The organism is Gaetbulibacter jejuensis, assembly GCF_039524015.1.
In the GTDB taxonomy this organism is placed as follows: Bacteria; Bacteroidota; Bacteroidia; order Flavobacteriales; family Flavobacteriaceae; genus Gaetbulibacter_B; species Gaetbulibacter_B jejuensis.
The window spans coordinates 1,200,805-1,215,382 of the sequence record NZ_BAAAGF010000001.1; the positions used below are offsets into that span (position 1 = coordinate 1,200,805).

The following is a 14,578-nucleotide window of genomic DNA, read 5'->3' on the forward strand; positions in this document are numbered from 1 at the left end:
AATATTTCTAAATCTAAATTAAAGCTAACTGATGAGACTATTTATCATTTCAATCTTAAAGGTGGATTTTTTATGTAGAACTTAGAAATACCCTAAAGTTTGATAATGATTTAAAACGATTAAAATTAGTTCCCATATTTCTGGTGAAGCATCTCAATACGCATCGAAGACGACTTATTTTTTTGAACCAGCAATAATATTTTAGATTAATTTTTTTAAAAATGAAGGTACTATTTATTCCTTGCGCAAAAAAGATTCCATCAGATATGGAAATTAGATTCGGAGATATTCCTAGTATAATGGTGCCGATAAACAAAGAGCCAGTATTAAAGAAAATACATGCTTCAGCAAATGAAGTATTCGATTTAATTCTTATACTAACTTATGACAATTCCCAATTTATAAGTGACTATGTTTCACAAATGAAATTTGATAATGTTCAAATATTAAATATTGATAAGTTAAAAGATATTGGATATACTATTAGCTATGGGTTGAATTACTTAGAATCACTGTACGGATTAAACACTGTTGAAAATTTAACTATAAATTTTGGCGATACATTGGTTGAAGATTATGACTTCTTTACAAATGAAAATTTAATAGCTTATGCAGATGTGATTGATTTTGAGAGATGGACAACATTTGAATTTGATGATGGTAGAATTTTAGAAATTCTTGATAAATCAGAAAACGATGTTGGAAAAGAATTCTATCATACGTTCATCGGACTTTTTTCTATCAGCGATGTTTTGAAATTCAATAGTTTACTTAAACATTCAATTAAGGACTCTAAAACAGGCGTAAGTGCTGATAGTTTTTACAACACTATCAAACAGTATAATGAATCATATACGTTCAATTTTTTTCATTCAGGAATGTGGATTGACCTAGGTCATTCCGATAACTATATGTTTAAAACAAGTGATGAAACCCGGTTTTTTAATTCAATTGAAATTGATAAAAAAAGAGGTATAATAAAAAAAAGCAGTAGTAATTGGTTAAAGCTAACTCAAGAAATAGAATGGTATTTAAATATTCCTAAGGATTTAAAATACTTAAGCCCGCAAATACTGGACTATGAGTTAAATACATTAAAAACTAATGTAAGCCTGGAATACTATAACTATCCAACACTTCAGGAAATTTATGTATTTGGCAACTATTCTATAGATAAATGGAAACTAATTTTTGAGTCCATATTTTTTATACAGGAAGAATTTTCTCGCTATGCAAAAGCATTTTCGGAGGACGATATTAAGAGTGCAATAACTAAAATGTACGTTGATAAAACGTTAAACCGCATAGAGGAGTATAAAACAAAAAAACATTTAAAATTATTTTTTGAATCAGATACAATTACAATAAATGGCAAAGCGTATCAATCTTTAAAATATTTTGTCGAGAATTTAAGTGAATTAACAAAGGCAATGGGTTTGTATGAAACAACTTATTTTAACCCTATTCATGGCGATTTCTGTTTTTCAAACCTTTTATATGACCCCTTAACAAATATTATACGTGTTATTGATCCGCGAGGGTCGTTTGGAGATTTTAAAATTTATGGAGATTCACGTTACGAATATGCGAAAATGTTTCACTGTATAAACGGTGGATATGATTTAATAATAAAAGATCTTTTTGATCTTAAAATAGTTAATGGCGAAATTGAATATCAAATAAAAAAGACTGAGAAGCATTCAGTAATTAGAGATTTGTTTATCCATAAAATAAAGGACAAAGTAGAATCCGTTGAACAAATAATATTTATAGAGGCCGTCTTATTTATCAGTATGATACCACTTCATAATGATAAGCCAAATCGGCAAGTAGCAATGCTATGTACTGCTTTGAAATTAATGGATTCTATTTTTTCATTCGAGAAATTAACTAACAATTTTACACTAAATCAATTAACCTATGATTAAAGAAGAGAATGTAATTGTTCTGGATATTGACGGAACAATATGTGAAATAAAAGACAAACATGGTTCTTATGCCAATGTCAAGCCCAAATATGATGTTGTAAAACGCCTAAAAGAATATAGAAGCAATGGTTTTCATATCATCTTGTTTACGAGTCGGCAAATGAGAACATACCAAGGTAATATAGGGAAAATAAATGCCAATACGGCAAAGGTGGTTTTTAACTGGCTCGACACGAATGAGATTCCTTATGATGAAGTCCATTTTGGTAAACCATGGTGCGGAAGGAACGGCTTTTATGTGGATGACAAGACTGTAAGGCCAAGTGAATTTGTAAATAAAAATCATTCAGAAATTATGGAACTATTAAACAATAAAGCGTAAGGTGAAAATTATTATAGCAATGGCTGGTGACGGTCGAAGATTCCTTGATAAAGGTATAAAAATACCCAAATACAAAATTGAGGTTAATGATCGAAGTTTATTTGAATGGTCAATACTTTCTTTAAGTAATTTCTTTTCAGATGAATTTATTTTTATTAGTAGAGAAGAAATTTGGGATGGTGAATTCGTACATGAAATTTGTAGTAAATATAATATTACAAAATTTGAACATGTATTAATACAACAGACAACAAACGGTCAGGCAACTACAGCTATAAAAGCTTCTCACCTTATTGACCCATCTGATGAAGTTGCCATCTATAATATAGATACCTATGTAAAGCCTGGCAACATTCAAATTAACAGGGAGTCAGGAGTTTCGGGCATAATACCTGTCTTTAGAGCAGAAGGGGATAAGTGGAGTTTTGTAGAGGCCGATAAAAACGGTTATGTTAAACAGGTTACCGAGAAAATTAGAATTTCTGATATGGCTACTATAGGATTCTATTATTTTTCTTCATGGAGAATATTTACAACTTTTTACGAAAGATATAATCAAAGCATTATTGAAAAATATAATGAAGTTTACATTGCTCCTATGTATCAATACCTAATTGATGAGGGATTAACTGTCAAAACTTATGTCATCGAATCCAATAGAGTTATTGTTCTAGGAACACCTGAGGATATAGACCGGTATAAAAACATACACATTTTTTAAACGTTCCATTGGCATATTATTAGGTGTCTGGATTGGATACTAAAAAAGCATATTTGTAAATAAATAAATTTTAAAACATGATATTAAGTAAACTTTTTAAAATAGCACTTGTAAATAGAAAAAGAAATTTATTTCTCACTATTTCAAATTCAATAGGAATAATAATCGGCTTTATGACGTTCAGCATAATGATTCACTATTATTTTTATGAGAAATCATTTGATAAATTTTTTGATCAATACGAAGATATTTATGAGGTTAGATATTCCGAGGATGTTGAAGGGAACAAATACTATTGGGCAATTTGCGCACCAGGTTTTGGTCCAGCTCTTAAAAAAGAGTTTCCTGAGGTTAAGAATTTTACACGCCTTGCAAGTGATGATGTTGTGACCATTTTTCATGATAATGTATATCATCAAAATGATGTAATCAAGCATGTAGATTCAACCTTCTTTGATGTTTTTTCATATAAGTTTTTGAAAGGACAAAAAAAGAATGCCCTTAAAGAAATCAATTCTGTTGTTTTAACGGAAAGCTGTGCTTTCAAATATTTTGGACAGGGAAATCCGATAGGACAAAGTTTAATAATTAGAAATGCATATGGAGAGCAATTGAATATGATGGTGACTGGTGTAATCGAAGACAATCCTATTAATTCAACAATAGAATTTGATCTCGTATTATCCAATCAATATTTCTTTAAGAGTCCTGTATTTTCGTTTCTTCCCTCTTCGATGGATGAGTATTTTGGTGCACCAATGATGAAAACCTATATACAGCTCGAAGAATCGGCTAATATTGAAGATGTAGAAAGCAAGATAGATAATTTCATCGCTAAATATAAAAGTCAAGAATATAATGATAGAGAATGGGCATTCAAATTTTCAAAAATTGACGATGTACATCTATACTCAAGCTATGCAGATGGCGAAACATTTATTGATGAAACCAGTAATGGGAAGTATATAAAATTCTATTTAATATTAACCCTTTTAGTTATTTCCCTAATAATTATAAACTTTTCAAATTTATATGTTTCAGAAATAAACGAGAGAAAAGATAAGATTCTGTTCAGGAATTGGATAGGTGAGAAAAGGAAATATATGTTCGTGCAGTTTCTTTTTGAAAACTTTCTAATTAGCTTTTTCTGCGCAGTAATTGCATTTCTAATTCTGTATTTAATGCGTGATTTATTAAATACCATTTTTGAAATACAGATTTTTGATGAATTCGTCTATGATAATAAGATTTTATTATTGTTAGGTATATTGTTTGTATTAGTAACGGTTTTACCTTCGATAATGGCGTATATAGCCATTGGCATTAAAAACAGAAAGAGTAGAGGTTCTAAAGGAACAATTGCTAGATCGAAATTCTTTTTTAATATAACAACCATAAGTCAGCTTGTAATTGCCATATTGATAATTGCATTTACACTCACAGTTAGAATGCAGTTCAAGTATCTTTTTAATAAAAGTACTGGGGTCAATTCAGAAGATATTATTGTTTTAAATCTTCCAACTTTAGATAATTCCTATGAGAAGTACAATAAGTTTAAAATTGAGCTACTTGAAGATTACGACGTTGAGAAAGTTACAGGAAACAGATATCTTATTTCTGACCGCATATTTAATATTAGGAGAGTTAAATCTAATTTAAGTAACGATAATGAGTATGTTCAGTGTTCATTTAGTAAGGTTGACAATGCCTTTTTCGAAACATTTGAAATTCCACTTATAGAAGGTGATTATTTAAAAGAAGGTCAACCGAATAATGCCATTATTCTTAATGAAACAGCTCTTAAAAAACTAAAATATAATGATGCTAAAGAAGCTATAGGATCTCTTGTTCAGAGAGGACAAACTGTAACCTATGAAAAGGAATGGGTTGTTGTGGGTGTCGTAAAAGATTATCATCAAGAACCAATGAGTTTTGATGTTAATCCGCAAATGTTTTTTAATATAAATAACTATAAGCAGCCCATAAAGTATATTTATATAAAACTTAATGACAAGAACACTAATGAAACCATATCCCGAATTCAACAGAAGTGGGAAAATTATTTTCCTCCAAGTCTATTTAAATACAATTTTCTGGATGATGTGTTTTATAATAAGTATGCAAACGAAAGAAGAATTTATACATTAATGCTATTGTTTACAATCATATTTATTTGCAATATGTGTCTAAATATGTTTAGTCTTTCATCATTTATAATGAATAGAAAAACTAAATCAATTTCTATTAGAAAGGTATTGGGAGCAAAAACTCATCACGTTATTTTAAATCTTTTAAAAGACTTCTATCCTCTAATTATTATTTCAGTTGTAATTGCAATACCTTTATTAATCATGTTAATAAAAGAATTCCTAAATAGTTATCCATACAGAATTCCTTTCCCTTGGCAGGCAATTGTGGGAACTATTCTATTGTTGATAGTCATCGTTGCAATTTCAATATCTTATTTCTTAGTCAAAATTGTAAGAAAAAATCCTGCTGTTGTTCTTAAGGAAGAATAAACTACATAATCAATAAACATAGCCTCTTGAAAAAAAAGTAATGCATTTGGGGGCTTTCTACGAAAAAAATAAAGCAATATAAAATATTATGATAACAACTTGTGGAATAAAATTAACCCATGACGGGGCTGTAGCATTATTTGAAGATAATAAGCTGATTTTTTCTGTTGAAATGGAAAAAATTAATAATAATGCACGATTTTCTAATATTACTGATTTAAAATCTATCGAAGACATCCTAAAGACTTTTGGATATAACCTAAAAGACGTTGATAAATTTGTTATTGACGGATGGGGCAATAACGAACAAGACATTTTGGATTTTTATCCAGGATTAAGCATTAAGGATGGTGTCAGTCATTTAAAAGTATCTCAGAACGGTGAAAGTTATCAATTGCCAGTGGCAAGTTACTTGGAAGACAAAGTTGTTAATAATACATTGACTCCATTATCTTTTGATGGTTTGAAGATTAGTGGGCAAACCATGTCCTATGATAGTTATTTGCATACCACCGGACACATTATGGGATCTTATATGACTAGTCCATTTGCTGTAAATAATGAAAGTTCATTCTTTTTAGTATGGGATGGAGGCATGTATCCGCATTTTTATTATTTGGATGCAGCAACAAGAAAGATAACTAATTTAGGTGTTTTCTTTAATTTATTGGGATCAATTTATTCGCAGTTTGCCCAATATTTCGAGCCTTTTAAAAAGGGAAAAAACACTAGAAGAGACCTAGCCCTCGCAGGAAAAGTAATGGCCTATATTGCCTTTGGAGAGCCTCAAAAAAAACTATTCCCATTGTTTGAAGAATCATTAGAAAAATGTAATAACAAATCTATTGGTTTATCAAATGCATTTGCAGATCATTTTGAATCTATCGTTGGTGAAGAATTTAAAGCTCCTGACGTTTTATATAGTTTTCATGTCTTTTTAAGAGAGAAATTATTAGAGCATCTCGAGTTGGCAATTAAAAAGTCAGGTATAAAAAACAGGAACTTATGTTTTAGTGGTGGTTGCGCATTAAACATTAAATGGAATTCAGATATCAGACGTTCCGGACTATTTGATAATGTATATGTGCCCCCTTTTCCAAACGACTCTGGAAGTGCCATTGGAACAGCATGCTCATCAATTTTTGTGGATCAAGGTTATAACTATATTGATTGGAGTGTTTATGCTGGTCCTGATATTATTGTAAATGATCCTGGTGAAGGTTGGCAAAAAAGAGAATGTACTGTTGTAGAGCTTGCAAAACTATTACATACAAGTAATGAGCCAGTAGTTCTCTTAAACTCTAGAGCTGAAATTGGTCCGCGAGCATTGGGTAATCGTAGTATAATTGCCAGTCCTGTATCAACTAAATTGAAAGATATATTGAATAATGTTAAAGACCGTGAAGCTTACAGGCCTGTTTCTCCTATTTGTAAAGAAGAGTCAGCACCAGAAATTTTTGAACCAGGAACTACAGATCCATACATGCTTTTTGATCATATAGTAAAAAAGGAATGGATTGAAAAAATTCCTGCTGTTATTCACATTGATAATACAGCAAGATTACAAACAGTAAATAAGAAAGATAATAAGCTAGTTTACGAATTATTGAACGAGTTTGAAAAATTAAGTTCAATACCCCTTTTATGTAATACAAGTGCAAACTATAAGGGAACTGGCTTTTTTCCAGACATACATTCTGCTACTAAATGGAATAAAGTGAATTATGTTTGGTGTAATAACACAATTTATGAAAAATCAGAAAAAATAAAATTTAATTAAAGTTTAAGATTATGATAAAAATAGAAAACCTTTCTCGTACATTTTATACAGAAGAGCTAGAAACAACAGCTTTGAACAAGGTAAATTTACAGATTAATGAAAAGGAATTTGTTGCTATTATGGGGCCATCTGGCTGTGGTAAGTCAACATTGCTAAATGTTCTTGGATTAGTAGATAATTCAGCAGAAGGACAGTATTATTTTGAAGGACAAGACCTACAAAAGTTAAGTACATCAAAGAAAACAGAGTTCAGAAGAGATAATATTGGGTTTATCTTCCAAAATTTCAATTTGATTGATGAACTGAATGTATTTGAGAATATTGAGTTACCGCTTAGATACCAGAAAAGGGATAAGCAGTTTAGAGATCAGGCTGTAAACAACGTACTTGAACGAATGGGTATTGCACACAGAAAAAAACATAATGTCTCTCAGTTATCTGGTGGTCAACAACAGCGTGTTGCAGTTGCAAGAGCCTTAGTAACAAATCCAAAACTTATACTTGCAGATGAGCCAACTGGGAATTTGGATTCTAAAAACGGTGATGATGTTATGCAAATGTTAGAACAACTTAACAAAGAAGGTGCCACCATAATTATGGTAACACACTCGCCAACTGATGCACAAAAGGCACACAGGATCATTAATTTATTTGATGGTAAAATCGTTGATGAGCCTATTAAGGTTTAGTTTTAAAAACAGAGACCGGACGTTAGTACATTTTAAATTCATTTTCAAAAAGGGAGAAGATAATTCATATCGAATACACCTTAAATAATTAATGCCTTAATAGTTCACGTTTCTTGTTTTAGTTAAAAAATAATGAAAGACAATCCATATATATCTTTACTTTCCATTTCCTGGAAATATGCTAATAAAAAAAATAAGTCTTTGTTTGTTTTAGTCTATGTAATGTACATCATAACAAATTCTATTTTAGCAAGTTTTCCTTTAGTATATGGTTGGTTCGTAGATTCGTTGCAGTATAACACCCAGGATGCAATCAAAAACGTATGGATTTATATAATAGGTTACTTTTCTTTGGTAATAGGTTTTTGGCTATTTCATGCACCAGCGAGAATGATTGAACGAAAATTGGCTTTTGAAATAAGTTCTAGCTTTCTCGAGAATCTGGTTGAAAAACTTACTAATCTGGATATATTGTGGCATAAAAAAAATCATTCGGCATCTTTAATCAATAGACTTAGAAAAGGTTTTTTAGGATTGAGAGGTTTCTTTGAAAATGGATTTGTCTATTTTCAAACAATCATGCAATTGCTCATTTCATCAGTGGCAATGATTTATTTCTCGCCTTTATTTGGATCAATTGCCATAGGACTTGGGGTTTTTGCAATTTGGGTGAATTTCAAATATGATAAACCTTTTATAAAATCGCTCAACGAATTTAATGAAGAGGAACACAAAACGCTTGCCATGCTTACTGATAGTCTGAGTAATATAATGACTGTTATTACGCTTAGATTAAATAAAAAAATAATGCAGGAATTAGACATTATGTTAAAGCAAATGTCGCCCAGTTTTAGGCAAAACACAATAATAGCAATTAAAAAATGGCTTACCGCAAACTTATTGTCATCCTTTACGTATGCCTTCATCATAGTTGGTTACTTATATTCAAACTATAATTCTGGAACTGACTTTAAAATAGGTCCGTTAGTTGCCCTAATTGCATTTATAACACAGTTTACGGTGGCATTTAATAACGTGGTTTTAAACTATACAAATATTGTGCAATATTATGCCGATGTAAGTACAGTGAATATGGTTAACGATGAATTTGACGCCTACAAAAAAACGTTTAATAATTATAAATCGGCACCATCTAATTGGGAATCCATTGAAATTCAAGGAATCAATTATAGTCACGTAAACAAGAAAGAATGTAAAATAATATTTGAAAATGCAACTTTAGACATTGAACGTAACAGAAATATGGTCTTAGTTGGCAACAGTGGTATAGGTAAAAGTACGCTACTGTCGATAATTAAGGGAATGTACAGACTTGATTCGCAGCCCAAGTTGTTGATTGATAGTGTAGCATATAGCAATTGGAATACACTCACGGAATTGACAACCCTGTTTCCTCAGGATCCTGAGATTTTTGAAAATACAATATTGTTTAACCTCACTATGGGCATCCCATTTGAAACTGCAGAAATTGATGAAGCATGCCGAATAGCATGTATTGATGAATTTATTGAAAGTCTTTCTGAAGGGATAAATACAAAAATTGTTGAAAATGGAAATAATCTTTCCGGAGGGCAAAAGCAGCGATTAGCCTTAGCTAGAGGCGTTTTAGCAGCTAAAAATAATAGCATAGTATTACTTGATGAGCCTACTAGTAATATAGATCCTCAAACTGAAATTAAAATATTTAAAAACCTCTTTGAACATTGGAGTGATAAGGTGTTAATATGTACAACTCACAATACAGAAATTCAAAATCTTTTTAAAATTAAATTGAAAATTGAAAATAAACAAATTCTCAACGAAGATATACCAACTTCTTTTAGTTAAAAAAAGATATTAATTGTAAGTTTTATGTCCTAAGAATGATTAAATACATAAATGGAAATTCAGAAAAATTAATTAGTCGCTATTAAAAAGAAAACAAAAAATCCAAAAGAGACATTAAATAGAGTCTGCTTGCAATAAGAGTCTCTTTTCAATGATTTTATCTATATTATAGCAACACGATTAAAGGATTCTGATCCCAAAACTATCTCTACTGATTTTATACATTAAAAATTATCATTGATAAATAAAAAGAGTTTGCTAACCCAGAAGAAGTAGATGGAATTGTAAATGTAAAGATGATACCTTTAGTTGTTCATTTGGTGTTTTCTGATGCTCAAAAATTAAACAGTATGATTAATTAAATATTTAGTTTTTCATTGGAAAACTTACACAAAAAGCAATGGCAAAAGAGCACTAGATCTTAGAGCGTATTTGATTACCAGAGGTTTATTAAAGCAAAATAATATCTGAGATTTTTCATTAATTGCTTGTGATAAATATTTGAAGACTGTATTGAACATATTTTGGTTTGGATGAGAAAAATGGATTTTATAGATAAACTAAACACTTTATTTTAAAGTTACTAGCTTTAATATTTCTGTCAACAATATCAAATAATTTGTGGGATCTGTAAACGCTAAAGTTAATACTGGATATTTTAAAAGGTAGCAAATGTTGATTTACGAAATTACGAGTCTGATTCAAAAACAAATTGATGTATGACTATTAATAATAGAATATTACAGTTCGTAGTCAATCCTACAGAACCGCTATGAAAATCGATAGAATGTTCGAGAACAAAGACAAATTAAATTTTACAAAAGAATTAAAAATGTCGGCTTCCCACCCATCTTATGATAGTTTTAAGAGCCTTATACTTCTTAGGCATGGCGAATCATTGACAAATTTAGACTTGTCAGCGTATGGTCATTTCAAAGACCATGAGGTGCCATTATCTGAATATGGTAAAAAGGAAGCAGTACAATGCGGATCTTATTGGGCATGCTATTGTAAGGAGAAAGAAGTTAATTCGGTGTTGGTTTTGCACTCTCATTATTTACGTGCCAAAAATACTGCAGATATTATTGCTTCAGCGTTGAAGGATAATGTTCGAGATGTGAGAAGTGAAGAAGTTGAGCACATACATGAGCAGCTATGGCCGGAATGTCAGACGTTACATTTTGATAAAGTAAAAGATTATTTACACAACTGTCTTAAATTACGACATAAAAAAGGTATTTATCACTATAAGTTTCCAAGAGGTGGCGAAAATGGTCAAGATGTCTCAAAACGTGCTCAACTATTTATTGAAGAGTTTCAGACTAGGTATTTATTAGATTCTTCAGATCTTATTATAGTAGTGACTCACTCATATTTTATGCGTGTTTTACTAAAAGAACTTTTTGAATGGAGTATTGAAGAATTTGGACAGATTCGAAAGCCCAAAAACTGTAAAGGTTATATGTTATCATTGTCTGGTGGAATATTAACTCTAGAATCAAATCAACTTGCTTTTAAAGATTCAAATGAAATGGATTAAAATCATAGTCTCTTAATTATAAAAACCTAAAATTATATTTTTTTAACCTTTATTGTCACTTAATATATGTCGTACCCAATCGTAGTATTGTATCATCGTTCTCCACCTGATTTAAACGAAAGAGAAGGAACTCAGGTGAATTGGAGAAAAGACCAAAGCCCAAATGGAATTATTCCTTACTTATTGGAAGTGATGACCAATCTTTCTAAAGATAGCTGTTGGATTTCGGCAACTTTAGAGCCAACAGAGGCAACAAGTACCTTGTATACTATTAAAGACGGTGGATTTTGCTCATCACGTTTGTATATTATACCCGAAGATTATACATTGTTTTACGACATATATTCCAAACAATATCTTTGGCCAATTTTGCATCAGTATCCTGAGTATGTTATTGAGTTGCCACCGAATGCCACTACATCTTTTATAAAAGTGAATAAATTATTTGCTCAGGCTGCTTGTGATAAAACGTCTCAAGGTGGCACCGTTTGGGTGCACGATTATAATCTTTGGTTAACCCCCCATTTTATTAAGAAAATCAGACCCGATATAAAAGTATCATTCTTCTTTCATACTACGTTTCCGCAAAAAAAATACTTAGAATCTCTTCAGAATAAAAGTTTTTTTGTAGAATCCCTATTGGATTGTGATCTTATAGGTTTTCATATTCCCAGGTTTGTCAATCTTTGTGCAGATTGGTTACAGGAATATTTAGTAAAGCAAATCGATAAGACAGACATAAGTATTACTTACACGCCATCAGATACTGAATTATTAAATCCATTCTCGGCATTAACAGACTATGAAGTGGTATCAGAATTAAAAACACCTAATAGTTCGACTAAATTCGTAGCAAAACCCTTACCAGTCAAATATGTAAATGCTATTGAAAGCATAGAAGGTGAAAATCCTATATTCACATGTAATGATTTAAAAATCTATGAAAATAAAGACTTAGCATGGTTTGTACAAAAGGCCTCACAAATTGATTATGATGATGATATCAGGATTATTTTTTCAGCGCGATGTGATTACACCAAAGGAGCTGTTGAGCTTTTGAAAGCTTTGAAAAAACTAGTTAGTATTCTCCCGGAAATAGTACCTTGGTTGCATGTAGATTTTATTTCTGTGCCTAGCGTAGTATCCAATCCCGTATATAATGAAGTGGCAGAACAGATAGATGCTATATGTAACGCTATAAATGTCAGTGCAAAAAGAAAGGTAATACATCTTATAGATTATTGTTTGCCTCAAAAAGAACTTTATCAGTTGCTACAAGAAACTGATATTTGCTGTGTTCCCTCCATTTACGATGGGCTAAATATGTTAGCGAAAGAATTTATTTCAGTACGCAATAGTAGTACTGGGAGGCTTATTTTATCGCGATATGCAGGAGCTTCTGTTGAGTTGAATGAAGCTATATTAGTGGATCCTTTTTATACAGATGATTTACTAAGAGGTATCCTATTGGCAATTATTGATAACCCAAAATCTTTTTGTCATTCTATAGATAAGATGAAACAGAAAATGAAATCTGATTCTGATAAGTGGAGTTTACATTTTCTCCCTTTTCATTAAGTAGTTTAATTGATGAATTACTAAAATACGTTTGGCTTTTATTGAAAAATAATATGTTTTTAAGATAGTAAAAAGTAATGAAGGTTTTTTTTAATTTCGAAGCTTAATCTTCTTAGATGTATTAAAAAAAAGTCTAACTGTCAGTAACAATTATTTAACCCAACCTCAAAAAACAGTATAATTCTAAATTGAAGTATACAATCATATATTGGTTAAATTGAGGTCTCTATAATATGTAAATACTTATGAACAAAAATTGGAAAATAATCATCATTGTTATTTTGATAAGATTTTCTTTATCAGCCCAAGAAAAAACATGGCAATTAAAAGAATGTATAGCGTATGCTTTGGAACACAATCTACAAGTCAATGATTTTGAATTTAACGAGCAATCTGGTCGAGAAAGTTATCGTCAATCGATTCGTAGTTTATTGCCAAATATAGATGCTGCAACTACGTATTTTATAAATTATGGGAGAAGTACCGATCCGTTTACGAATGATATTGTTACTACAGATTTTTTCTCTAATACTTATAATATTAATTTGTCGATTGATGTCTTTCAAGGGTTTCAAAAAATTAATAATATTAAAGCCTCTAAATTTTTGTATAGTGCTTTAAAGGAAGATAATCAACAGCAGAAATACCTTTTAGCATTTAGAATAATGCAGGCTTTTTACGATATTCAGTTTTTTGAAGGTCTGACTAGGATTAGTAAAGAGCAATTAGCTGTTTCTCAAAGCAACTATAATCTGGTGCAAAAGCAATTAGAATTGGGCTTAAAAGCTGGTGCCGATCTTTATGAGGCCGAGTCACAGCTTCTTACCGATAAACTCAATGTTACTCAGGCTGAGAATCAGTTAGAGGCTTCTAAATTACGGCTCATTCAGGAGATGAATCTGAAGAATGCCAATGATATCGCTATCCAAACTGAAATAATCTTGGAAGATTCGGTTTCAGAAGGTGGTAATATAGAGATAGATACGATCTTTAACAAAGCAAAAGATTTTCTACCTTTAATCAAGTCACAACAATATCGTGAGAAAGCTGCAAAAAAGCAGTTGGATGTTGCTAGAGGTTCACTATATCCTTCATTGTCTTTTTTTGCTGGTATAGGTACAGGTTATTTCGAAACAACAAGTAATGATATAGGTGAAACGATTTCGTTTAGAGATCAGTTTAGAGACAACACGTTTCAATTTATTGGAGTTAGCTTAAGCATTCCCATTAGTAATGGTTGGGCAAATCGTTCGCAAGTGCAGCAACAGAAAATAGAATATCAACGTGCTCAGAATGATTTAGATGTTCAAGAGCAAGAATTATATAGAACCATTCAGGCTTTAGTTCAGGATTATAATTCCCTACTTGTTGAGGTAGAGCAAAGTAAACAAAAAATAAAATCGCAGAGTCTGGCTTTTACCATTGCACAAAAACGTTACGAAAAAGGATTAATATCTACTATAGAACTTTTTACAGCAAAAAACCTTTTAACAAGTGCACAAAATGAAAACCTTCAGATACAATTAAGATCTCAAATTAATAAAAGTACTTTGGATTTCTACCGAGGTTTACCAATATTTAATATGAACTAAA

General features: G+C 31.0%; 10 protein-coding genes. All 10 read left to right on the forward strand.

Annotated elements, in window-relative coordinates:
• Window positions 1-221: 221 nt before the first annotated feature.
• The 10 genes from ABD011_RS05220 (at window position 222) to ABD011_RS05265 (ending at window position 14,577) form a co-directional block, all read left to right on the forward strand.
• Window positions 222-1,928, forward strand: a complete 1,707-nt coding sequence (locus ABD011_RS05220) for a hypothetical protein (RefSeq protein ID WP_343796347.1) — start codon at window positions 222-224, stop codon at window positions 1,926-1,928.
• Window positions 1,921-2,310, forward strand: coding sequence for an HAD family hydrolase (locus ABD011_RS05225; RefSeq protein WP_343796349.1), 390 nt, complete (start codon window positions 1,921-1,923; stop codon window positions 2,308-2,310). The genes ABD011_RS05220 and ABD011_RS05225 overlap by 8 nt, the downstream gene beginning before the upstream one ends.
• Window position 2,311: 1 nt before the next feature.
• Window positions 2,312-3,031, forward strand: a complete 720-nt coding sequence (locus tag ABD011_RS05230) for a glycosyltransferase family protein (RefSeq protein ID WP_343796351.1) — start codon at window positions 2,312-2,314, stop codon at window positions 3,029-3,031.
• Between the two features lie 77 nt (window positions 3,032-3,108).
• A complete protein-coding gene (locus tag ABD011_RS05235; RefSeq protein WP_343796353.1) occupies window positions 3,109-5,550 on the forward strand; it encodes an ABC transporter permease in 2,442 nt (813 codons plus the stop codon).
• Between the two features lie 88 nt (window positions 5,551-5,638).
• The gene (locus tag ABD011_RS05240; RefSeq protein WP_343796355.1) at window positions 5,639-7,330 is read left to right on the forward strand and encodes a carbamoyltransferase N-terminal domain-containing protein; all 1,692 of its coding nucleotides are present in this window, start codon (window positions 5,639-5,641) and stop codon (window positions 7,328-7,330) included.
• An 11-nt stretch (window positions 7,331-7,341) separates the two neighbouring features.
• On the forward strand, window positions 7,342-8,019 hold the full coding sequence (locus ABD011_RS05245) for an ABC transporter ATP-binding protein (protein ID WP_343796357.1): 678 nt from the start codon (window positions 7,342-7,344) through the stop codon (window positions 8,017-8,019).
• A gap of 132 nt (window positions 8,020-8,151) precedes the next feature.
• Window positions 8,152-9,867, forward strand: coding sequence for an ATP-binding cassette domain-containing protein (locus ABD011_RS05250; protein ID WP_343796359.1), 1,716 nt, complete (start codon window positions 8,152-8,154; stop codon window positions 9,865-9,867).
• A gap of 772 nt (window positions 9,868-10,639) precedes the next feature.
• On the forward strand, window positions 10,640-11,407 hold the full coding sequence (locus ABD011_RS05255) for a histidine phosphatase family protein (RefSeq protein ID WP_343796361.1): 768 nt from the start codon (window positions 10,640-10,642) through the stop codon (window positions 11,405-11,407).
• Between the two features lie 66 nt (window positions 11,408-11,473).
• Complete coding sequence (locus tag ABD011_RS05260) at window positions 11,474-12,985, forward strand: trehalose-6-phosphate synthase (protein WP_343796363.1); 1,512 nt, start codon at window positions 11,474-11,476, stop codon at window positions 12,983-12,985.
• Between the two features lie 245 nt (window positions 12,986-13,230).
• Window positions 13,231-14,577 (forward strand): TolC family protein, encoded by a 1,347-nt coding sequence (locus ABD011_RS05265; protein WP_343796365.1) that lies wholly within the window; start codon window positions 13,231-13,233, stop codon window positions 14,575-14,577.
• Window position 14,578 lies beyond the last annotated feature (1 nt).